Source organism: Citrobacter sp. Cpo040, assembly GCF_030332915.1.
Lineage (GTDB): Bacteria > Pseudomonadota > Gammaproteobacteria > Enterobacterales > Enterobacteriaceae > Citrobacter > Citrobacter portucalensis.
In genome coordinates, this window is the sequence record NZ_JAOWGX010000034.1 from 758435 (window position 1) to 780800 (window position 22366).

The window sequence follows — 22366 nt, forward strand, 5'->3', positions numbered from 1 at the left end:
TTATTCCCACGATTTTGCGAATGCTCTCTTCTGCCCGTCATGGTCATTTCCTCCCTCTTTCCCCTCACATTTTTCTTTCTACCCGCGAATCACGCGTTTATAGCAAGTCAGATGGGCCATGAAAATGCTAAGATAGTTAACAGAGTAGATTCAAAGTGGATAGCGGGTATAAATTTTGACCATGTCGCGGTGTTGAACTCGCGCTTATCGAGCCTGTTACTCCCCAAAAACAAACGGTAATGGCAAATGTCATTAAGTATTAGTAAGATAGCCTCTTTATATAATCCATTAAAATTATGCGCCTGGTTTTATCATCTCTGATCGTGATGGCTGGATTTCTGAGTGGTCAGGCTGCTGCTGCGCCTGAGCAACCTCCGCACGCTGATATTCGTGACAGTGGGTTTGTCTATTGCGTCAGCGGGCAGGTCAATACGTTCAACCCACAAAAAACGAGCAGCGGTCTCATCGTCGACACGTTAGCGGCCCAATTGTATGACCGACTGCTTGATGTAGATCCCTACACCTATCGGCTGGTGCCTGAGCTGGCTGAAAGCTGGGAGGTGCTTGATAACGGCGCAACCTACCGCTTCCATCTGCGTCGTGACGTTCAGTTTCAGAAGACTGCCTGGTTCACCCCCACCCGCAAACTAAATGCAGACGATGTGGTGTTTACCTTCCAGCGCATCTTTGATCGCCACCATCCGTGGCACAATGTGAACGGCAGCAGTTTCCCCTACTTCGACAGCCTGCAGTTTGCCGATAACGTCCAAAGTGTGCGCAAACTGGACAACAACACCGTTGAATTCCGCTTAACGCAACCGGATGCCTCCTTTATGTGGCACCTTGCCACACACTATGCCTCCGTAATGTCGGCCGAATATGCCGCTAACCTGGCAAAACAGGATCGCCAGGAGTTGCTCGACAGACAACCCGTCGGCACAGGCCCGTACCAGCTTTCGGAGAATCGTGCTGGCCAATATATTCGGTTGCAGCGACATGAAAAATTCTGGCGTGGTACCCCCCTGATGCCGCAGGTCGTAGTGGATCTCGGCTCTGGTGGAACCGGACGATTATCTAAATTACTCACTGGCGAGTGCGACGTCCTGGCCTGGCCTGCCGCCAGCCAGCTCAGCATATTGCGTGATGACCCTCGCCTGCGTCTGACGCTGCGCCCGGGGATGAACATTGCCTATCTGGCGTTCAACACCAATAAACCGCCGTTGAATAATCCTGCCGTGCGGCATGCGCTGGCGCTAGCGATCAACAACCAGCGCTTAATGCAGTCTATCTACTACGGGACGGCAGAAACCGCGGCATCTATTTTGCCTCGCGCCTCGTGGGCTTATGATAACGAAGCTAAAATTACAGAATACAACCCGGCAAAATCGCGCGAGCAGCTAAAAGCGCTGGGTTTGGAGAATCTGACGTTACAACTTTGGGTCCCTACCAGCTCTCAGGCCTGGAACCCCAGTCCGCTGAAAACTGCCGAGCTGATTCAGGCAGATATGGCTCAGGTGGGTGTGAAAGTGAAGATCATCCCGGTAGAAGGTCGTTTTCAGGAGGCGAGATTAATGGATATGAACCATGATCTGACGTTATCCGGCTGGGCGACGGACAGTAACGATCCTGACAGTTTTTTCCGGCCGTTGCTCAGCTGTGCCGCCATCAATTCGCAGACCAACTTTGCCCACTGGTGTAATCCGCAGTTTGACAGCATTCTTCGCAAGGCCCTCTCTTCACAGCAGCTTTCATCGCGAATTGATGCCTATGACGAAGCGCAAAATATTCTTGCACAAGAGTTACCGATTCTGCCGTTGGCCTCTTCACTACGTCTGCAGGCTTATCGTTACGACATCAAAGGGTTGGTGCTCAGCCCATTCGGTAATGCCTCTTTTGCCGGCGTTTCCAGGGAAAAGAAAGATGAGGTGAAAAAACCATGATTATCTTCACCTTGCGTCGATTTTTATTGCTATTGGTAACCCTGTTCTTCCTGACCTTTATTGGCTTCAGCCTGAGCTACTTCACGCCTCATGCGCCGTTACAGGGTGCATCGCTGTGGAACGCCTGGGTATTCTGGTTCAATGGTCTCATTCACTGGGATTTCGGCGTATCCAGTATCAACGGTCAGTTAATCTCAGAGCAGTTGAAAGAGGTGTTCCCGGCCACAATGGAACTGTGCATTCTTGCCTTTGGTTTTGCACTAATGGTTGGGATCCCCGTTGGTATGCTGGCCGGTATCACGCGGAACAAATGGCAGGACCGCTGCATCAGCGCATTGGCTCTGATGGGATTTTCTATCCCCGTTTTTTGGCTGGCGCTGCTGCTGACATTGCTCTTCTCGCTGACCCTCGGCTGGTTACCCGTTTCCGGGCGTTTTGATCTTCTCTACGAGGTGAAACCCGTTACCGGTTTTGCCATTATTGATGCGTGGATCTCCGACTCGCCCTGGCGCGATGAAATGCTGGTCAGCGCTATCCGTCATATGGTGCTCCCGGTGCTGACACTCTCCGTTGCGCCCACCACCGAAGTCATCCGCCTGATGCGTATCAGCACCATTGAGGTCTTTGATCAGAACTACGTCAAAGCGGCGGCCACGCGCGGTTTGTCACGATTAACAATTCTGCGTCGTCACGTCCTGCACAATGCCCTTCCGCCGGTGATCCCGCGTCTGGGCTTACAGTTTTCCACCATGCTGACATTGGCGATGATCACCGAGATGGTCTTTAGCTGGCCAGGTCTTGGTCGTTGGCTGATTAACGCGATTCGCCAGCAGGATTACGCGGCGATTTCAGCGGGCGTGATGGTGATTGGTTCACTGGTTATCATCGTTAACGTCATCTCTGATATTCTGGGTGCTATGGCTAACCCTCTGAAACATAAGGAATGGTATGCCTTACGATAGCGTCTATAGCGAAAAACGCCCGCCAGGTACGTTGCGCACCGCATGGCGCAATTTCTATGGTGATGCGACTGCGATGATTGGCCTGTACGGCTGTGCGGGACTGGCTATTCTGTGTATTTTTGGTGGTTGGTTTGCCCCTTACGGCATCGATCAGCAATTTCTCGGCTATCAGCTTTTACCGCCGTCATGGTCGCGCTATGGCGAAGTCTCATTCTTCCTCGGGACTGACGATCTGGGACGTGACGTTTTAAGTCGTCTGCTCAGCGGCGCGGCCCCGACCGTTGGCGGCGCGTTTGTCGTTACTCTTGCCGCCACGCTGTGTGGCCTGGTATTGGGCGTAGTTGCCGGTGCGACGCACGGCTTGCGCTCTGCGGTGCTGAACCACATTCTGGACACCCTGCTGTCGATCCCTTCTCTGCTGCTGGCGATTATTGTGGTGGCCTTTGCCGGGCCGCATCTGACACACGCCATGTTTGCCGTCTGGCTGGCGCTGCTGCCGCGCATGGTGCGCTCCGTTTACAGCATGGTGCATGACGAGCTGGAGAAAGAGTACGTCATTGCCGCTCGCCTGGACGGTGCAACCACACTGAATATTCTGTGGTTCGCCGTTCTGCCCAATATTACCGCTGGCCTTATTACTGAAATCACCCGCGCACTGTCGATGGCGATTCTGGATATCGCCGCGCTGGGTTTTCTCGACCTTGGCGCACAGCTGCCGTCCCCGGAATGGGGAGCCATGCTCGGCGACGCGCTGGAGCTGATTTATGTCGCACCGTGGACGGTGATGCTGCCAGGCGCGGCAATTATGATAAGCGTGTTGCTGGTTAACCTACTGGGTGACGGCGTGCGCCGCGCAATTATTGCGGGGGTGGAGTAATGCCATTACTGGATATCCGCAACCTGACCATTGAATTCAGAACCGGTGACGACTGGGTTAAGGCTGTTGATCGTGTCAGCATGACCTTGAATGAGGGTGAAATCCGCGGGCTGGTCGGTGAATCTGGATCAGGCAAAAGTCTGATCGCTAAGGCCATTTGCGGGGTTGCTAAAGATAACTGGCGCGTAACCGCAGACCGTATGCGTTTTGATGATATCGATCTGCTACGCCTTTCGGCGCGTGAACGACGCAAATTGGTCGGTCATAACGTCTCCATGATCTTTCAGGAGCCGCAGTCATGTCTCGATCCGTCCGAGCGTATCGGACGTCAACTGATGCAAAATATTCCGGCATGGACCTACAAAGGTCGCTGGTGGCAGCGCATCGGTTGGCGCAAACGCCGTGCGATTGAACTCTTGCACCGCGTCGGGATAAAAGACCATAAAGACGCCATGCGCAGCTTTCCATATGAGCTGACCGATGGCGAATGTCAGAAGGTCATGATCGCTATCGCATTAGCGAATCAGCCGCGTTTGCTGATTGCCGATGAACCAACGAACGCGATGGAGCCAACCACCCAGGCGCAAATTTTCCGTCTGCTAACCCGTCTGAATCAAAACAGTAATACTACCATTTTGTTGATTAGCCATGACCTGCAAATGCTCAGCCAGTGGGCTGACAAAATCAACGTGATGTACTGCGGACAAACGGTCGAAACCGCGCCAAGTAAAGATTTGGTGACAATTCCGCATCATCCTTATACTCAAGCGTTGATTCGCGCTATTCCGGATTTTGGTAGCGCAATGCCGCACAAAAGCCGCCTGAATACCATGCCAGGAGCTATTCCATTGCTGGAGCAATTACCCATCGGCTGCCGTCTGGGGCCACGCTGTCCTTATGCACAACGCGAATGTATTGAAACCCCAAGACTGACCGGAGCAAAAAATCATCTCTACGCCTGTCATTTCCCGCTGAACATGGAGAGAGAGTGAGATGGTAGAAACCCTGCTCGAAGTTCGTAATCTGAGCAAAACCTTTCGCTACCGGACAGGTTTATTTCGCCGCCAGACCGTTGAGGCCGTTAAGCCCCTGAGTTTCACCCTGCGTGAACGTCAGACGCTCGCCGTCATTGGTGAAAACGGTTCGGGGAAATCTACGCTGGCTAAAATGTTGGCGGGTATGATTGAACCCACCAGCGGTGAGCTGCTGATTGACGATCATCCGTTAAAATATGGCGATTATTCATTTCGTAGTCAGCGGATCCGTATGATTTTCCAGGATCCGTCAACATCGCTTAATCCGCGGCAACGTATCTCGCAAATCCTCGATTTTCCGCTACGTCTGAATACCGACCTCGAGCCTGAGCAGCGTCGTAAACAGATCGTGGAGACCATGCGCATGGTCGGGCTGCTGCCCGATCACGTAAGCTATTACCCACATATGTTGGCCCCAGGGCAAAAACAGCGTCTGGGCCTTGCCCGTGCGCTCATTTTACGCCCCAAAGTCATTATCGCCGACGAAGCCCTGGCCTCTCTGGACATGTCGATGCGTTCGCAGCTCATCAATCTGATGCTGGAATTGCAGGAAAAACAGGGGATTTCGTATATCTATGTGACCCAACATATTGGCATGATGAAGCACATCAGCGATCAGGTATTAGTCATGCACCAGGGCGAAGTGGTAGAACGCGGCAGTACAGCGGATGTTCTGGCGTCCCCGCTTCATGAGCTTACCCGCCGCCTGATTGCAGGTCATTTCGGCGAAGCGCTTACCGCTGATGCCTGGCGAAAAGATCGTTAGCAAACGGCTGCCCTCCTCAACCGGGGGGCAATCTGCCATCAGTGACACAACGTAGGTAAGAGCAGCGTATCAACTTCAGTAAACGCGACTGACGGGTAAAGGGCACCACCCTGCATTGCCCAGACACCTGCGGTACTGGCCTCGTCGATAAGTCGTACTGTTTCTACTCCCTTCACCACAACACGGTCGCAATATTCCCTGATATTTTTGATCAGCACCGGGAACATCGGTTTTTCTACCTGTTCCAGGAAGAAACCGCGATCCAGTTTCACAACGTCAAAATGACCGCAAACCAGCGGACTGGCCCCTACGCTGCCGGAGCCAAGATCGCCCAACCACAATGCGTTTGGGCCGTCGCGAAGTGAATTAATCAGCAAATTATTCAGGCACACGGTATTCGACAGAAAACGTTCTGAAAGTTCCAGTGCAATAAATGGTAGAGCATGTAAGGCTGACTTAATGGCTGGATCACCAATCGCCAGCAGTGCCATTTCGTCAATGAGGTTCAGGGTGCAAATAAGGCTGTTGCGCTCAAACCAGTCACGCTTTTCGGCAATTAGTCGAATTTGCTCGAGCATGAAATTACGCTTTTGTTCGCTATCCCACGCTGAAATGATGAAATCTGGATGCAACGGGTGAACCGTATCTGAAGTAAACCGGGCATTAATCTCTACACCCAGTAATTTATCTGTTGTGTCTCTCATCGGTTCCGCGATGAAATGATAGTGCATAAGACCACTCCAATTGATCATAACATCCTGATAATGCACTTCTAATCACAATCAATCAATAATATCGATCAATGAATCGATATTGATCGATAAAAACAATATATCATAACAAGCTGAATATTGTCATATTTTTTGTTTTAAGAAAGTTCCTACCTTGCTATGTTTATTAACATCAGCTAGCAATGAAATAATACCATTTCAATGCCTTTGAAACCTCGTATTTTCTCTGATTCACCGACGTTAGATGCCTGAACGAAGCATAAGCGGAGGGGGATGATATACTCCTCACATGTAATGAAGTGACAGGTCACGTGAGGCGGATAACCATTCTCCAGGGAAAAAGCGTGGGATATAATTTCAGGCCAATTTCGAGTGTGTTTAATGTGTCAATCATAACTCATTGATTGATAAAAGATAAGTGTTAACCAAAAGGATTAAAGCCATGGGTTTTTTATCAGGTAAGCGCATTCTGGTGACAGGCCTTGCCAGTAAATTGTCTATCGCATGGGGAATCGCTCAGGCGATGCATCGCGAAGGTGCCGAACTGGCGTTCACCTACCAGAACGACAAGCTGAAAGGTCGTGTGGAAGAATTTGCAGCGCAGTTAGGCTCCAACATTGTTTTGCAGTGTGATGTAGCTGAAGATGCCAGCATTGACGCCATGTTTGCTGAACTGAGCAAAGCCTGGCCGAAATTCGACGGTTTCGTACACTCCATCGGCTTCGCACCTGCTGACCAACTGGATGGCGATTATGTGAACGCAGTTACCCGCGAAGGATTTAAAATTGCGCATGACATTAGCGCTTATAGCTTTGTTGCAATGGCAAAAGCATGTCGTTCCATGCTAAACCCTGGTTCTGCACTACTGACGTTGTCCTATCTGGGCGCAGAGCGTGCAATCCCTAACTATAACGTGATGGGCCTGGCGAAAGCCTCATTGGAAGCAAACGTCCGTTATATGGCTAACGCAATGGGGCCTGAAGGCGTACGCGTAAACGCAATTTCCGCAGGTCCAATCCGCACCCTCGCCGCTTCCGGTATCAAAGATTTCCGTAAAATGCTGGCCCATTGCGAAGCTGTTACGCCGATTCGCCGCACTGTTACCATTGAAGATGTGGGCAACTCTGCGGCATTCCTGTGTTCCGATCTTTCTGCCGGTATCTCTGGTGAAGTCGTACACGTTGACGGTGGTTTCAGCATCGCTGCAATGAATGAACTAGAACTGAAATAATCTTCCACTCTTTCTGGGCGGCCCACTGTCGCCCATGATGCTCGTTTTTAATTCCCCTCTACCCTGTCCCATATATGCTTTTCTGATATTTATTATCACGTAACAATCTTTCATCCCCTCTTCTGCTTACGTCAGGATATTGCAGCGCAAACGATCCGGCGTAGTGGTATGACGACGTGTCCGGGTCGCCACTTTTTAGACCAAGGACCGCCCATGGAACAACGCCGAATTGAAGGCAAAAGCCACTGGTATCATGAGACGCAATCCAGCATGTATCCACAAGATGTTCTGCCGCTGGTGCCGGAAGCCGCTCATGTCGACGACTGCTTTTTACTGGATCTGGCGATATCTGATGACGCCCTTTTACCTTTTCAATCTTGGTTAATCCCTGCCCGTAAACTTGCACAGATCCTCTTCCCGACCCACGTAAATCTGAGTCAGATGCACACATTCAGTGCCTATGAACGGATGAGTACGGCGTTAACCGTCGCTCAGGTATATGGCGTCCAGCGATTATGTAATCACTATGCCGCGCGTCTAACACCGCTTCCTGGGCCGGACTCCTCGCGGGAAAGTAACCATCGACTGGCGCAAATCACCCAATATGCTCGTCAACTTGCCAGCTCTCCAGCCGTGATAGGCGCGCGCGATCGCCAGCATCTGGATGCAGTCGGGCTAACCACCAGCGATAGCATTCTGATGAATCAAATTATCGGATTCGTCGGTTTTCAGGCCCGTATCGTGGCCCTGTTTCAGGCCTGGTGTGGACATCCGGTGCGCCGAATTCCGGGTCTCGATATACAACAATTCGCTCACGCTGCGCCATTTAATGCAACAAACACAACCTGGCACGCTGCGCCATTCCCGATAGAAAAACATCTTAATCATGATGAGTCGATAGACAGACGTTATCCCGAGGAACTGCAAGCGTTACTGCCATTACTGATACATTCCCCCGTCATTTTGGATTTACTCGGGTCACTCATTTCCAGCACGCAACATAGCGGAATACCAGTGCAGGCATTTTCATTGGCGACGCTGATGACTTCACGGATTAATGGCAGCGTGGCCTGTTTTAATGAACATGCGTATTCAGCTCATGAATTAACCGAGGCCATTACCTTTCTTCGTCAGGATGAACGTGAATTACAACGTTGGGAACAACGACATCCGGTTGAGCGCGTCACCCTACAGGCGGTACAATGGCTGACCCGGGCGCCCGACCGCTTTAGCACCGCACTGTTAACGCCTTTGTTCGATCAGGGAATCTCTTCAGAGCAGGCCATTAACCTGCTAGCCTGGAGTGGATTGTGCGGATGGTTGAATCGCTTGAAAATCGCGCTGGGCGACACTGATTAACCGATCCACTTACTGAAAGAGCGCTTGCTGCCACTGGCAGAATCGCGTAAAACTGTCAGCCGCTCTTTTAGCCACGAAAATAGACAATTATGCTTCAGGACAACCCGCTGCTAGCGCAGCTTAAACAGCAACTACATTCCCAGACGCCACGTGCTGAAGGGGTGGTAAAAGCCACGGAAAAAGGCTTTGGCTTCCTGGAAGTCGATGCACAAAAAAGCTATTTCATTCCACCGCCGCAGATGAAAAAAGTGATGCATGGCGACCGTATTGTTGCGGTTATCCATACAGAAAAAGATCGTGAGTCTGCTGAGCCGGAAGAACTGATCGAACCCTTCCTGACGCGCTTCGTGGGTAAAGTTCAGGGCAAAAATGACCGTCTGTCCATTGTGCCGGATCATCCGTTACTGAAAGATGCTATTCCTTGTCGTGCAGCCCGCGGCGTTGAACATGAATTTAAAGAAGGCGACTGGGCTGTTGCAGAAATGCGCCGCCATCCGCTGAAAGGCGATCGCACCTTCTACGCCGAGTTAACTCAATTTATCACTTTTGCTGATGACCACTTTGTCCCGTGGTGGGTCACACTGGCACGCCATAATCTGGAAAAAGAAGCCCCAGACGGTGTAGCAACCGAAATGCTGGACGAAGGCCTGGTTCGTGAAGATTTAACCGCCCTCAATTTCGTCACAATCGACAGCGCCAGCACCGAAGATATGGACGATGCGCTGTATGCTGAAGAACAAGCTGACGGCACGCTACAATTAACCGTCGCCATTGCCGACCCAACAGCCTGGATTGCAGAAGGCAGCAAGCTGGATAAAACGGCAAAAATTCGCGCGTTCACCAATTATTTACCGGGGTTCAATATCCCGATGTTACCACGTGAATTGTCTGACGATCTCTGCTCTCTGCGCGCGAACGAAGTGCGCCCGGTTTTAGCTTGTCGTATGAGCATTACCGCCGATGGCACGATTGAAGACAACATCACCTTCTTCGCCGCAACCATCGAGTCTAAAGCGAAGCTGGCCTATGACAATGTTTCCGACTGGCTGGAAGGTACTGGCGAGTGGCAACCAGAAAACGACGCGATTGCGGAACAAATCCGTCTGCTACACCGTATTTGCCTGAGCCGAGGAGAGTGGCGTCATAACCACGCGCTGGTCTTTAAAGATCGCCCGGATTACCGTTTCGTTCTCGGTGAAAAAGGTGAAGTACTGGACATCGTCGCTGAGCCACGCCGCATCGCAAACCGTATCGTGGAAGAATCCATGATTGCGGCAAATATTTGCGCCGCCCGTGTGCTTCGCGACAAGCTGGGCTTCGGTATTTATAACGTCCATATGGGATTCGACCCGGCCAACGCCGACGCTCTGGCCTCGCTGCTGAAAACCCACGGTATGCACGTCGATGCCGAAGAAGTACTAACACTGGAAGGTTTCTGCAAACTGCGCCGCGAACTAGATGCTCAGCCATCCGGTTTCCTCGACAGCCGAATTCGCCGCTTCCAGTCTTACGCTGAAATTAGTATTGAGCCAGGTCCACACTTTGGGCTGGGTCTGGAGGCATATGCCACCTGGACTTCCCCAATCCGTAAGTACGGCGATATGATCAACCACCGTCTGCTTAAGGCTGTCATCAAAGGCGAAACCGTCGCTCGACCTCAGGATGATACCACTGTGCAAATGGCGGAACGTCGTCGCCTGAACCGGATGGCTGAGCGTGACGTGGGTGACTGGCTATACGCCCGTTTTCTGAGTGATAAAGCCGGAACCGACACCCGCTTTGCGGCCGAGATCATCGACGTCAGCCGCGGCGGCATGCGCGTACGTTTGGTTGATAATGGCGCTGTTGCCTTTATTCCTGCCCCCTTCCTGCACGCCGTGCGTGACGAACTGGTCTGCAGCCAGGAAAGTGGTACCGTACAAATCAAAGGTGAAGTGGTTTACAAAGTCACAGATGTGATTGACGTAACTATCGCCGAAGTTCGCATGGAAACCCGCAGCGTTATCGCACGTCCCGCTATGTAAAATGTCGTAACCCAGCGACCTTTCTCATTTTGTGAAAGGTCGTTTTCTTTTTTCCGCCCAAATTCCCACCAGGCACTACACTTCTTTCAATCGGTCAAAATTATTTTTTTACTATTTTCAGTTCCGTTTGCTTTGCTTTTTACGGATTCTGGATTACACATAAATATATAAAAAAAACAATACGTTCAGCCATAATCACCCTGAATGAATCATGGTTACCCTTACTTTTGAGGCTCTATGCGCTTTAAACGGGATAGTACACATCATGAAAGACGTCCGGGAGCTGGTTACGTTGTATAGCTATGTGGGCACTCATAACCCCTACTGGCGTTTGTCAGAGGATTGCAACATCCTGCATTTCTCTATTGATGAAACAGCAGAAGCTGAGCAGACCATCGAATTATCACCCGAGCAGGCCGACCGCATTCGCGAGATGACGGTGATTACGTCAAGTCTGTTAATGACGTTACCCATTGAAGATGACGACATATCTGTGCATCTGGTCGGTCGAAAAATCAATAAACGCGAATGGGCCGGTAGCGCATCCGCCTGGGATGACACCCCTTCCGTCGCCCGCGACCTGGCTCACGGGCTCTCTTTTGCCGAACAGGTAGTTTCTGAAGCCAATTCCGTTATTGTCATTCTTGACCGCATGGGCAACATTCAGCGTTTTAATCGCCTGTGTGAAGAGTACACCGGCCTCAAAGAACGTGAAGTTATTGGCCAAAGTGTATTCACATTATTTATGAGTCGACGTGAAGCCGCAGCCTCCAGACGCAACATCGAGGTCTTTTTTCGCGAAGGTAACTCATATGAGGTCGAACGATGGGTGAAGACCTGCAAAGGTCAGCGCCTGTTTCTTTTTCGCAATAAGTTTGTACATAACGGTAGCGGCAAGAACGAAATATTTCTGATCTGTTCCGGCACCGATATCACTGAAGAACGTCGCGCGCAGGAACGCCTGCGGATGTTGGCTAATACCGACTCCATCACCGGATTACCGAACCGCAACGCCATTCATGAGCTGATAAGCGATGCGATTGAGAACGCAGGTGATACTCAGGTTGGGATTGTATATCTCGATCTGGATAACTTCAAAAAGGTGAACGATGCCTACGGGCACATGTTTGGCGATCAGCTGTTGCAGAGCGTGTCGCTGGCAATTCTCAGTTGTCTTGACGACAACCAGCTATTGGCTCGGTTTGGCGGTGATGAATTTATCGTCCTTGCCACCGAAACGTCCCAGAGCACTCTGGAAGCTACCGCATCGCGCATTCTGACACGCCTGCGTCAACCCTTTCGCATTGGCCTGATTGAAGTCTATACCGGCTGCTCTATTGGTATTTCCCTCGCTCCACAGCATGGTCAGGACTGCGAGAGCGTCATTCGTAACGCCGATACGGCCATGTACACCGCGAAAGAAGGCGGCCGCGGACAGTTTTGTGTTTTCTCTCCGGAAATGAATCAGCGGGTATTTGAATACCTGTGGCTGGATACTAACCTGCGCAAGGCGCTGGAAAACGATCAACTGGTTATCCATTATCAGCCAAAGATAACCTGGCGAGGCGAAGTGCGCAGCCTGGAGGCGCTGGTACGCTGGCAGTCTCCGGAACGCGGCCTCATTCCACCACTGGAATTTATCTCCTACGCCGAAGAATCAGGGCTTATTGTTCCGCTGGGTCGCTGGGTTATTCTGGACGTTGTGCGTCAGGTCGCAAAATGGCGCGCCAAGGGAATCAATCTGCGCGTGGCGGTAAACGTTTCTGCCCGCCAGCTCGCCGATCAGACACTATTTACCGATCTCAAACAGGTGCTTCATGAACTCGACTTTGAATATTGCCCCATTGATGTCGAGTTAACGGAAAGCAGTTTGATTGAAAATGAGCAGTTGGCACTGTCCGTCATTCAGCAGTTTAGCCAGTTGGGGGCGCAAATCCATTTGGATGATTTTGGTACTGGATATTCGTCACTGTCTCAACTGGCCCGCTTCCCGCTTGATGCAATTAAATTGGATCAAACCTTTGTCAGGGATGTACACAAACAACCTATTTCGCAGTCGCTGGTACGTGCCATTGTTGCGGTCGCACAAGCACTCAATCTGCAGGTCATCGCCGAAGGTGTTGAAAGCGCGAAAGAGGATGCCTTTTTAACCAAAAATGGCGTCAACGAACGTCAGGGTTTTTTGTTTGCCAAACCAATGCCAGCGGCTGCATTTGAACGTTGGTATCGACGACATCTGAATAAAAAAACGCGCTAACGCAGTGGGATCAAACGTCGTTAATAGCCATAAATGGACATAACGTAACGATCCTATCTGCATGTAATCACGGAATATATAATATTCTTCTATCATTGATAGTTAATACTATTTTTCCCTTCTCTTTTGCCATGAAATTCTGCATCATGAAATTCAAACTCGATTGCCATTAGGATGATAACCATGTCTGATATCGACGCTCAGCGTCTGGCCGAACGCATTGATACCGTGCTGGATATCCTCGTTGCAGGTGATTACCACTCAGCCATCCACAATCTCGAAATTCTGAAGGCTGAGCTGCTAGACACGGCCAAAGAAGATGCCGAGTCTTTGCCCAAAAAGCACAAGGCTCCCTGGGAGATCTGATGACATTAACCCTTTAATGTCGCTGCTATCAGCAAACTGCATATGAGGCAGTTTCCGTTTAATTTCCGATACGATATCGCAATAAAATTAATATTATGAATTCCCGACAACAATCTATTTTGCAGATGGTGACTGATAAAGGTCAGATGAGCGTTGCCGAACTGGCAAAAATCACCGGTGTCTCAGAAGTGACGATTCGACAGGATCTGAACACACTGGAGAAACAGAGCTATTTACGCCGTGCGCACGGTTTTGCTGTTTCATTGAACAGTGATGATGTGGAAACGCGCATGATGACTAATTTTACGCTGAAGCGTGAGCTGGCCGAATTTGCCGCATCTTTGGTAAGCCCTGGCGAGTCCGTATTCATTGAAAACGGCAGCAGCAATGCGCTCTTGGCCAGAACGCTGGCGGAGCAAAAAGATGTCACCATCATTACCGTCAGCAGCTATATAGCCCATCTGCTGAAAGAAACCTCCTGCGAAGTGATTCTCCTTGGCGGCATCTATCAGAAAAAAAGCGAAAGCATGGTGGGGCCCTTAACTCGCCAGTTCATCCAGCAGGTACACTTCAGCAAGGCCTTTATCGGCATTGATGGCTGGCAGGCTGACACCGGCTTCACCGGACGCGACATGATGCGTTCTGATGTGGTTAACGCGGTGCTGGAAAAAGGTGCAGAAGTTATTGTACTTACTGACAGCTCAAAATTCGAAGCCATTCACCCTTACACACTGGGTCCATTAGAGCGATTCAGCCGCGTAGTCACGGATTCCAGACTCAGCGCCAGCGTACAAATGCAGCTCGAGCATTCAGGATTAACCGTCAATATCATTGATGCGCACGCATAAAATCTTCAGCAGATGATTTGTCAGTCGGCAAATCATCTCCTCTCTGAGAGTTATCTGACAGTCCAATTAAGACTTTTTACCTGTCGTTAACAGGATTAAGTCGTAAAATTAATGTTAGCGATATAACAGGAACGAACCTCCAATCTCAGGATAGTGTTTGTCATGCCTTCGCTAAACGGTTTCACGGAAATATCTTCGTTAGCCTAAATTTAGCGCTATTCTTAAAGAAAACTGGATTCCGTGAATCAATAATTCAGGAGAAAGTATTATGTTAGTAACGAGCAAAAAAATGACCGCTGCCATTTTGGCGATTACTCTGGCAATGTCGCTGAGTGCCTGCTCTAACTGGTCCAAACGTGACCGTAACACCGCAATTGGTGCTGGTGCTGGTGCAATCGGTGGTGCAGTCCTGACTGACGGCAGCACGCTGGGCACGCTGGGTGGTGCTGCAGTAGGTGGTATTATTGGCCACCAGGTGGGTAAATAATTTACGGTTAAACGGCTCGATATAATAATACGTTTACTTTTTCAGGTCTGTATTATTAAAAAGCCACGGAAAATTCCGTGGCTTTTTTTATTAACCGCCAGCCAATTTAACTTTCATTCCTTTGGCTTCCAGCAGCGATTTAATCAGATCGCGTTTATCACCCTGTATCTCAATCACGCCATCCTTCACTGCCCCGCCGCAACCACATTTTTTCTTCAGTTCCGCAGCTAATTTGGTCAGTTCAGCATCGTCCTGATCTATTCCAGTAATCAGGCACACGCCCTTACCTTTGCGGCCACTGGTCTGTCGCTGGATACGGACAATGCCGTCGCCTTTGGGACGCTCTGGGACGGCTTTCGGTTCATCAATACGCCCGGTGTCAGTTGAGTAGACCAGACGAGAATTTGAGTCGTTCATTTACGCACCTCGTTTCAGGGAGGCATTGATCATCTTCAGCGTCTGCGCCGGATCTGCCGACTGCGTAACTGGACGACCAATAACCATATAATCCACGCCAGCTGACTGTGCCTGTTCCGGCGTCATAATGCGACGCTGGTCGCCTGCCTCGCTACCTTCAGGGCGAATACCCGGCGTTACCAGTTTAAATGCCTGGCCAAATGCCTGCTTGAATCGCACTGCTTCCTGCGCGGAGCATACGACGCCATCCAAACCACAATGTTGGGTTAAGCGCGCCAGCCTTTCCGCATGCTCCGCAGGTGACAACGTCACGCCAAGGTCGGCAAGATCGCTGGCTTCCATACTGGTCAGAACTGTTACTGCAATCAGCAGCGGCGCATCCTTACCAAAAGGCACCAGGGCTTCACGTGCAGCGGTCATCATACGCGCCCCACCTGAAGCATGAACGTTAACCATCCACACGCCAAGCTCGGCAGCTGCCGCAACGGCATGCGCGGTAGTGTTGGGAATATCATGAAATTTCAAATCAAGAAAGACGTCAAAGCCACGCTGTTGTAGATCGCGAACCAACTGAGGTCCAAAAAGCGTGAACATCTCTTTGCCCACTTTCAAACGGCAATCACGAGGATCAATTCTGTCGACAAAAGCTAATGCTTTATCACGATTGGAATAATCGAGAGCGACAACGACAGGAGAATCAGTAACAGCACGAGAAGAAGATGAAGCAGTAAACGTCATGACCAGACCTTCCTGAGGATGGGCGCCATCAGCGGCGCAAAATGGGTAAACGGCGTGCATTCTACCTGCGGCAATAGAAAATTAACAGGCGCGATTACATTTCTGCCAGGCGAATTTGGCAACGGAGGTTGAGGATGGATTGGTTACACATCATTAGTATGTTGTAACTAAAGTGAAGTTTTTTTAAAAATTACAGCCCATCAAGTCCGCGAATAGGCTTAATGGTTGACCATGAGCGACAGGATGGGCAGTGCCAGTACAGTGTATATGCGGTAAATCCGCACTTCTGGCAACGGTAGCGCGGCTTGCTGCGCACCTGCTCCCCAACCATATCGCGCAGAACCATCAGGCTCTCTTTCGCGCGCCCTTCTTCTGCTTCGTTAAGATGGTAATCCATCAACTTGTGGAACACGCGCATCGTAGGATGGCGTTGTAGCTGGCGGGTAATATAAACCTGAGCGGTATCAGTCCCCTCACGCGCTTCAAGAATATCGGCCAGCATCAGCTCGGCGGCGGCGCCAGTATTCTCCTCAACAGCCCGACGTAAAAACTCGGCCCACTCATCGTTTTTCCCAAGATGCTGGTAACAGCTTTGCAGCATTTCCAGCGTTTCGCTGACCAGTTCTTTATCCTGAGAAATCACGCGTTGTAGACATTCAACGGCCTTCGCATAATCGCCTTTCACCATGTACACCCGACCCATCATGATGGAAACCCGTGCACTATTTTTGTCTGCCGCAGCCCCTTTTTTCAACAGCGTCATGGCGCGATCCATATCGTCGCTGCCCATCTGCTGTAAGGCCAGTTCGCAGTAGAAGTGGGCGATCTCAATACGCTGTTTATCTTTACCGAGCTTCACCAGGCGTTCTGCGACATCAATCGCTTTCTGCCATTCGCTGGTCGCCTGATAAATTTGCAGCAGTTGCTGTAATGCACCGACGCGAAAATCTGTTTCATCGGTAAGCTGATTAAACATGTCTTCCGCGCGGTCGTACAGACCTGCGGCCATGTAGTCGCGCCCCAGCTGTTGTACGGCCAACAAACGCTGCTCGTAGGTCAGCGAAGCACTTTCCATTAACGTTTGATGGATGCGGATTGCGCGGTCGACTTCACCGCGCGAGCGAAACAGGTTTCCGAGGGTGAGATGAGCCTCAACGGTGCCCGTATCCTCTTTTAGCATATCGAGGAACAGATCCACCGCTTTGTCTTGTTGGTTGCTCAGGAGGAAGTTAACCCCGGCGACATAGTCACGGGAAAGACGGTTAGCTTCATCCTGCTTGGTTTGTTGCGCACTTCTGCGACCCATATACCACCCATAGGCAGCGGCTACAGGCAAAAGCAGAAACAACAACTCCAACATAAATAATTATTCCTTCACAACCGACGAATCGGCAGAAACCGCAACGTCGGTCGCAGGCGTAAGCTGGTTTTCCAGTCGTTTGATTTTACGTTCGGCACGCGCAAGAGACACACGAACCTTCAGCCAGAAAAGGCCGCAAATTAACCAACCAATCGCAAAACCTGCGGCAAACAATACAGCAAGCAGCGTAGAGATACGATACTCACCCTGAGCCAGCAGGTAATTAAACGTAACCTGTTGATCGTTTTGCGCACCTAATGTCACCGAAATAACAAAAATCGCCAACACCAGTAAGAAAATGAGTAAATATTTCACATTACTTCCCGTTATGTGGTTTGAGCGAATAAATCGTGTACAACTTACCGCGTTGAGCCCTTTAAATTACCATTTTCACAACGAGTGCGAAACGGAAAAGCGCTTTCCCCTTTCTGATTTAAGGGCAAAATTCGAAAAATCAATCATGGCTAACTTTCTTGTTCACGCTGAGCGATTTCTTTTTCCTCCTGCACAGGCGGCGTTAATGGTCCGCATACCCGCTGCGCAAGCCATGTCGCCAGCGTTACCAGCAACCATGAAATCAGCGTTGCAACAACCAAATCACGGGGCCAGTGCATGCCTAATAGCAAGCGACTGCCCATAACGCCCGTAGCCCAGATAAGTAAAAACACAATTGTCAGCGTACGTCGGCGTGGCCATAACAGCCCTACGGCCAGTAAAGCCCAACTGGCGGCAAACATCGTATGCCCTGACGGAAAGGCAAACCCTGTTTCTTTTTGCCAGTGCTTACGTAGAAACGTCGGAATATCCTGTTGTTCGGCCAATTGCTCTTTAACTAAGTGACCACGTTCTTTACGTTTTAAAGTGTAGAACTCATCAACCGGAATATGGTGCGTTTTTTCCAGCCACACGACAAAGGGCCGAGGTTCCTGCACCCTGTCTTTAACCCAGGACTTCACGCCCTGACCGACTAAAATGGCCGCAGCCAGGATCGCAAACAGCATTACCGCAGCATTCAGACGAAAACGCAGACACCACAGAAACCATGCACAGAGAACAACGTGAGTGATAATGCCCCACGGCTGCGTCACCGTTTCCGTTATCCAGTACAGAGATTTTAGCCACCAAACGTTATGTCCCGGCTGCCAGCTCCAGCCCGATACCCATACGGCAACCGGCATAATAAGTAGCAGCCCGGCCCCGACCGCAGTGCGCTTTGCAATTGACAGCATTGCCTCTCCTTTCGTCGATAAGTCTCACAATCATAACTGAAAAAAGCGCATGCCGGGGAAATTGACAATTTTGTGCCATTCCAAAAGCGAATCCGTTGTCGCGACTAGGTGAACATCGTTGCCTTATGGCAAAATAGTGCAATATAGAACAGAAGCCAACAGGCGACGGCACGACAGTGCCAGCATAATCTGGAGAATTACATGCAGCTTAAACGTGTGGCAGAAGCCAAACTGCCAACCCCCTGGGGTGATTTCCTGATGGTGGGATTTGAAGAACTGGCAACCGGACACGATCACGTCGCACTGGTTTTTGGCGATATCACAGGCCAAACGCCTGTCCTGGCCCGTGTCCACTCCGAATGTCTGACTGGCGATGCATTGTTTAGCCTGCGTTGCGATTGCGGTTTCCAGCTCGAAGCGGCTCTCACCCATATTGCTGAAGAAGGGCGCGGTATCCTGCTTTATCATCGTCAGGAAGGACGCAATATCGGCCTGCTCAATAAAATCCGCGCCTACGCGTTGCAGGACCAGGGTTATGATACCGTTGAAGCTAACCATCAGTTGGGCTTTGCGGCAGATGAGCGTGATTTCACGCTGTGTGCGGATATGTTCAAGCTGCTTGGTGTGGACGAAGTTCGTTTGCTGACCAATAACCCGAAAAAAGTGGAAATTCTGACCGAAGCGGGAATCAATATTGTTGAACGCGTGCCGCTGATTGTGGGTCGTAACCCGAACAATGAACATTACCTGGACACCAAAGCCGCCAAGATGGGACATTTGCTGGGCAAGTAATAGTTGTTACCGCCGATAATAAAGCCTGCTCTCGCAGGCTTTTTACATTCTAGCTCAACATATTACGAATCACGTAGTGCAGAATGCCATCGTTTTGGTAGTACGTTAGCTCCGTCGCGGTATCGATACGGCAGCGGCATAAAACAACTTCTTTACGTCCATCCGAGCGAACCATACTCACCGGCACTGTTGCACCCGGTTTGATGTTTTGCAGATCCGTAATATCGATCGCTTCCTCACCGGTTAGTCCCAGCGTTTTACGCGTGACGCCCTGTGGGAATTCCAGCGGCAAAATCCCCATACCAATCAGGTTAGAACGGTGAATTCGCTCAAAGGATTCAGCGATAACCACGCGAATCCCCAGCAAGCGCGGGCCTTTTGCCGCCCAGTCGCGACTGGAGCCAGAGCCATACTCTTTCCCGGCAATAACCGCCAAGGGAATATTCTCCTGTTGATATTGCATAGCCGCATCATAGATAGCCACTACCTCAGTTCCCGGCAAATGACGCGTCATCCCACCTTCCACGCCGGGCACCATCTCATTGCGAATACGAATATTGGCAAAGGTACCGCGCATCATTACTTCATGATTCCCGCGCCGCGAACCGTAGGAGTTAAAATCTTTACGCTCTACGCCGTGGCTTTGCAGATAACGCCCCGCCGGGCTGTCCGGCTTAATACTACCTGCAGGAGAAATATGGTCGGTGGTGACGGAATCTCCAAGCATTGCAAGGATACGCGCACCATGAATGTCCTGGACCGGATCCGGCGTCGCCTGCATACCATCGAAGAACGGCGACAAGCGGATATAGGTTGAGTCAGACTGCCAGCCATAGGTATCAGCCCGATCTACCTGGATTGCTTTCCATTCTGGCGTGCCTTCAAACACTTCAGCATACTCTTTATGGAACATGGCGGTAGAAACCTGCTCCACGGCACGGGCAATTTCCTGAGCCGTCGGCCAGATATCTTTCAGATATACGGGATCGCCCTTTCTGTCATGCCCTAACGGATCTTTAGTCAGATTGATATTCATATTCCCCGCCAGCGCATAGGCCACCACCAGCGGCGGAGACGCCAACCAGTTGGTCTTCACGAGCGGATGGATACGCCCCTCAAAGTTTCGGTTGCCGGAAAGCACAGCACCAACGGTGAGGTCGCCTTTTTTGATAGCAGTCTCGATAGGATCGGGTAACGGACCCGAGTTACCGATACAGGTGGTACAGCCATAACCTACAAGGTTAAATCCCAGCTCATCAAGGTACGGCGTGAACCCTGCCTGCGCCAGATAATCAGACACCACCTTCGATCCTGGCGCCAGCGAGGCTTTCACCCATGGCTGACGTTTCAGACCAAGCGTCACTGCTTTTTTCGCCAGCAGCCCCGCCGCCATCAATACGCTTGGGTTAGAGGTGTTGGTACAGGAAGTGATCGCTGCAATAACCACAGCACCATCCGGCAGCTGGTACTGGTGACCGTTCATTGTATAGTCCACTGGTTGGCGATCTTTCAGCGAGCTATTCACTTCGAGTTCATTACTCGCCGAAAACGCTTTCGGGACATCAGCCAGTGCCACCCGATCCTGCGGACGCTTCGGTCCGGCAAGGCTAGCTTCTACACTGCCCATATCCAGCTCCAGTGAACTGGTAAATACGGGTTCATCCCCAGGATTACGCCACATTCCCTGCGCTTTGGCATAGGCGCTGACCAGCTCAACCTGCTCCTCACTGCGCCCACTCAGACGCATATATTCAAGAGTGATGCTATCGATCGGGAAGAAACCGCAGGTTGCGCCGTATTCCGGTGACATGTTCGCAATGGTTGCCCGATCGGCCAGCGGTAAGGTGTCCAGCCCATCACCGTAGAATTCAACGAATTTACCGACCACGCCGTGCTTACGCAGCATCTGGGTGACGGTTAAAACCAGGTCAGTAGCGGTGATGCCTTCCCGCAGTTTTCCCACCAGTTTGAAGCCCACAACATCCGGGATAAGCATAGAGACCGGTTGACCCAGCATTGCTGCTTCGGCCTCAATGCCTCCAACGCCCCATCCCAGCACACCGAGACCATTAATCATTGTCGTATGGGAATCGGTTCCGACCAACGTGTCAGGGTAAGCCACCCACTCACCGTCCTGTAACTCGCTCCAGACGGCTTTGCCGAGGTATTCAAGGTTAACCTGGTGGCAAATCCCCGTTCCTGGTGGTACAACGCTGAAGCGACTAAATGCCTGCTGTCCCCATTTCAGGAACACATAACGCTCATGGTTACGTTCCATTTCCAGGCGTACGTTTTCTTCGAAAGCATCATCATCACCAAAACGGTCCACCGTTACCGAGTGGTCAATGACAAGGTCCACTGGCGAAAGCGGATTCACCTTTGCTGTATCTCCGCCCAAACGTTTCACCGCTTCGCGCATGGCGGCCAGATCGACCACCGCCGGCACGCCGGTAAAATCCTGCATCAGAACTCGAGCGGGTCGATAGGCAATTTCACGATCGGCATGGGCAGTCTTCAGCCAATGCGCGAGCGCATGAATATCATCTTCGGTTACGGAATTACCATCCTGCCAACGAAGCAGGTTTTCCAGTAACACTTTCAGCGATTTGGGTAGTCGGGTGATATCACCCAGTGATTTAGCGGCCAGAGGTAAACTGTAGTAGCGGTAGGTTTTATCTTTAACCTGCAATGTGTCCTTACTGGCTTCTCGTAGGGTCGACGACATAGCTCCTCCTTAAATGACAGGGTTGGATCCCCTGATTTCCTCAGGGTTAGTATTAAAGATAACACAAACAAAATGTAACGCTTTGATAACAACTCAAATTGATAAAAGTAGCGCGCGATACAAAAGCGCGAAGTGAGGTCAATGGTAGGGAGTAAGGTCTAGCCGTGTAGATGAATAGGATGAATATTCAGCAGGCAATAGCGCAATCGATAATACGTTGATT

General features: G+C 50.8%; 20 protein-coding genes. 13 read left to right on the forward strand and 7 right to left on the reverse strand.

The features are described 5' to 3' along the window. Positions 1–296: 296 nt before the first annotated feature. The 5 genes from sapA to sapF are packed head-to-tail and all read left to right on the forward strand — an operon-like array spanning position 297 to position 5579. Complete coding sequence (sapA, locus tag OGX86_RS08430; protein ID WP_048223989.1) at positions 297–1940, forward strand: ABC transporter substrate-binding protein SapA; 1644 nt, start codon at positions 297–299, stop codon at positions 1938–1940. Next, positions 1937–2902, forward strand: a complete 966-nt coding sequence (gene sapB, locus OGX86_RS08435) for a peptide ABC transporter permease SapB (protein ID WP_003020545.1) — start codon at positions 1937–1939, stop codon at positions 2900–2902. Before sapA ends, sapB begins: the two co-directional genes overlap by 4 nt. After that, on the forward strand, positions 2889–3779 hold the full coding sequence (gene sapC / locus OGX86_RS08440) for a peptide ABC transporter permease SapC (RefSeq protein ID WP_003833291.1): 891 nt from the start codon (positions 2889–2891) through the stop codon (positions 3777–3779). The genes sapB and sapC overlap by 14 nt, the downstream gene beginning before the upstream one ends. Further along, positions 3779–4771 (forward strand): peptide ABC transporter ATP-binding protein SapD, encoded by a 993-nt coding sequence (gene sapD / locus OGX86_RS08445; protein WP_003020556.1) that lies wholly within the window; start codon positions 3779–3781, stop codon positions 4769–4771. The genes sapC and sapD overlap by 1 nt, the downstream gene beginning before the upstream one ends. A 1-nt stretch (position 4772) precedes the next feature. Continuing rightward, positions 4773–5579 (forward strand): peptide ABC transporter ATP-binding protein SapF, encoded by an 807-nt coding sequence (gene sapF, locus OGX86_RS08450; RefSeq protein ID WP_003020558.1) that lies wholly within the window; start codon positions 4773–4775, stop codon positions 5577–5579. 38 nt (positions 5580–5617) lie between these two features. Here the strand turns inward: sapF and OGX86_RS08455 are convergent, their stop codons facing one another. Next, complete coding sequence (locus OGX86_RS08455; protein WP_032943595.1) at positions 5618–6310, reverse strand: EAL domain-containing protein; 693 nt, start codon at positions 6308–6310, stop codon at positions 5618–5620. Between the two features lie 442 nt (positions 6311–6752). Between OGX86_RS08455 and fabI the strand changes: the two genes are divergently transcribed. From fabI to osmB, 7 genes are all read left to right on the forward strand, one after another. Next, positions 6753–7541 (forward strand): enoyl-ACP reductase FabI, encoded by a 789-nt coding sequence (fabI, locus tag OGX86_RS08460; RefSeq protein ID WP_020996373.1) that lies wholly within the window; start codon positions 6753–6755, stop codon positions 7539–7541. 213 nt (positions 7542–7754) lie between these two features. Then, complete coding sequence (locus OGX86_RS08465; protein WP_198802323.1) at positions 7755–8900, forward strand: carboxymuconolactone decarboxylase family protein; 1146 nt, start codon at positions 7755–7757, stop codon at positions 8898–8900. 89 nt (positions 8901–8989) lie between these two features. Next, a complete protein-coding gene (locus OGX86_RS08470) occupies positions 8990–10924 on the forward strand; it encodes an exoribonuclease II (protein WP_239605265.1) in 1935 nt (644 codons plus the stop codon). A gap of 265 nt (positions 10925–11189) precedes the next feature. Continuing rightward, positions 11190–13181: a cyclic di-GMP phosphodiesterase gene (gene pdeR, locus OGX86_RS08475; protein ID WP_048216266.1), complete on the forward strand. Its 1992-nt coding sequence runs from the start codon at positions 11190–11192 to the stop codon at positions 13179–13181. Positions 13182–13364: 183 nt separating this feature from the next. Beyond that, positions 13365–13547: a YciZ family protein gene (locus OGX86_RS08480; RefSeq protein ID WP_003833313.1), complete on the forward strand. Its 183-nt coding sequence runs from the start codon at positions 13365–13367 to the stop codon at positions 13545–13547. 95 nt (positions 13548–13642) lie between these two features. Beyond that, positions 13643–14395 carry a DNA-binding transcriptional regulator YciT gene (yciT, locus tag OGX86_RS08485; protein WP_136391937.1) on the forward strand — a complete coding sequence of 251 codons (753 nt, stop codon included), beginning with the start codon at positions 13643–13645 and terminating at the stop codon, positions 14393–14395. A 268-nt stretch (positions 14396–14663) separates the two neighbouring features. After that, positions 14664–14882 (forward strand): osmotically-inducible lipoprotein OsmB, encoded by a 219-nt coding sequence (osmB, locus tag OGX86_RS08490; protein ID WP_003020583.1) that lies wholly within the window; start codon positions 14664–14666, stop codon positions 14880–14882. A 90-nt stretch (positions 14883–14972) separates the two neighbouring features. Here osmB and yciH read toward each other — a convergent pair whose 3' ends face one another. The 5 genes from yciH to pgpB form a co-directional block, all read right to left on the reverse strand. Further along, positions 14973–15299, reverse strand: a complete 327-nt coding sequence (gene yciH, locus OGX86_RS08495) for a stress response translation initiation inhibitor YciH (protein WP_003833315.1) — start codon at positions 15297–15299, stop codon at positions 14973–14975. Beyond that, complete coding sequence (gene pyrF / locus OGX86_RS08500) at positions 15300–16037, reverse strand: orotidine-5'-phosphate decarboxylase (RefSeq protein WP_003833316.1); 738 nt, start codon at positions 16035–16037, stop codon at positions 15300–15302. A 190-nt stretch (positions 16038–16227) separates the two neighbouring features. After that, positions 16228–17397, reverse strand: coding sequence for a lipopolysaccharide assembly protein LapB (gene lapB / locus OGX86_RS08505; protein WP_003833317.1), 1170 nt, complete (start codon positions 17395–17397; stop codon positions 16228–16230). Between the two features lie 6 nt (positions 17398–17403). Then, the gene (locus tag OGX86_RS08510; protein WP_003020595.1) at positions 17404–17712 is read right to left on the reverse strand and encodes a LapA family protein; all 309 of its coding nucleotides are present in this window, start codon (positions 17710–17712) and stop codon (positions 17404–17406) included. 149 nt (positions 17713–17861) lie between these two features. After that, the gene (gene pgpB / locus OGX86_RS08515; protein ID WP_286639814.1) at positions 17862–18626 is read right to left on the reverse strand and encodes a phosphatidylglycerophosphatase B; all 765 of its coding nucleotides are present in this window, start codon (positions 18624–18626) and stop codon (positions 17862–17864) included. Positions 18627–18827: 201 nt separating this feature from the next. On the opposite strand from pgpB, the gene ribA reads away from it, so the two are divergent. After that, positions 18828–19418 (forward strand): GTP cyclohydrolase II, encoded by a 591-nt coding sequence (ribA, locus tag OGX86_RS08520; protein WP_003020601.1) that lies wholly within the window; start codon positions 18828–18830, stop codon positions 19416–19418. 49 nt (positions 19419–19467) lie between these two features. Here ribA and acnA read toward each other — a convergent pair whose 3' ends face one another. Next, positions 19468–22143, reverse strand: a complete 2676-nt coding sequence (acnA, locus tag OGX86_RS08525; protein ID WP_286639816.1) for an aconitate hydratase AcnA — start codon at positions 22141–22143, stop codon at positions 19468–19470. Between the last annotated feature and the right edge of the window lie 223 nt (positions 22144–22366).

Bases quoted from the DNA above. Each gene is read 5' to 3' on its own strand.
- sapC (WP_003833291.1), top strand. From the start codon at position 2,889: ATGCCTTACGATAGCGTCTATAGCGAAAAACGCCCGCCAGGTACGTTG.
- ribA (WP_003020601.1), top strand. From the start codon at position 18,828: ATGCAGCTTAAACGTGTGGCAGAAGCCAAACTGCCAACCCCCTGGGGT.
- yciH (WP_003833315.1), bottom strand. From the start codon at position 15,299: ATGAACGACTCAAATTCTCGTCTGGTCTACTCAACTGACACCGGGCGT.
- sapF (WP_003020558.1), top strand. From the start codon at position 4,773: ATGGTAGAAACCCTGCTCGAAGTTCGTAATCTGAGCAAAACCTTTCGC.
- sapB (WP_003020545.1), top strand. From the start codon at position 1,937: ATGATTATCTTCACCTTGCGTCGATTTTTATTGCTATTGGTAACCCTG.
- pgpB (WP_286639814.1), bottom strand. From the start codon at position 18,626: ATGCTGTCAATTGCAAAGCGCACTGCGGTCGGGGCCGGGCTGCTACTT.
- sapA (WP_048223989.1), top strand. From the start codon at position 297: ATGCGCCTGGTTTTATCATCTCTGATCGTGATGGCTGGATTTCTGAGT.
- yciT (WP_136391937.1), top strand. From the start codon at position 13,643: ATGAATTCCCGACAACAATCTATTTTGCAGATGGTGACTGATAAAGGT.
- OGX86_RS08470 (WP_239605265.1), top strand. From the start codon at position 8,990: ATGCTTCAGGACAACCCGCTGCTAGCGCAGCTTAAACAGCAACTACAT.
- osmB (WP_003020583.1), top strand. From the start codon at position 14,664: ATGTTAGTAACGAGCAAAAAAATGACCGCTGCCATTTTGGCGATTACT.
- OGX86_RS08480 (WP_003833313.1), top strand. From the start codon at position 13,365: ATGTCTGATATCGACGCTCAGCGTCTGGCCGAACGCATTGATACCGTG.
- fabI (WP_020996373.1), top strand. From the start codon at position 6,753: ATGGGTTTTTTATCAGGTAAGCGCATTCTGGTGACAGGCCTTGCCAGT.
- OGX86_RS08465 (WP_198802323.1), top strand. From the start codon at position 7,755: ATGGAACAACGCCGAATTGAAGGCAAAAGCCACTGGTATCATGAGACG.
- lapB (WP_003833317.1), bottom strand. From the start codon at position 17,397: ATGTTGGAGTTGTTGTTTCTGCTTTTGCCTGTAGCCGCTGCCTATGGG.
- pyrF (WP_003833316.1), bottom strand. From the start codon at position 16,037: ATGACGTTTACTGCTTCATCTTCTTCTCGTGCTGTTACTGATTCTCCT.
- OGX86_RS08455 (WP_032943595.1), bottom strand. From the start codon at position 6,310: ATGCACTATCATTTCATCGCGGAACCGATGAGAGACACAACAGATAAA.
- sapD (WP_003020556.1), top strand. From the start codon at position 3,779: ATGCCATTACTGGATATCCGCAACCTGACCATTGAATTCAGAACCGGT.
- acnA (WP_286639816.1), bottom strand. From the start codon at position 22,143: ATGTCGTCGACCCTACGAGAAGCCAGTAAGGACACATTGCAGGTTAAA.
- pdeR (WP_048216266.1), top strand. From the start codon at position 11,190: ATGAAAGACGTCCGGGAGCTGGTTACGTTGTATAGCTATGTGGGCACT.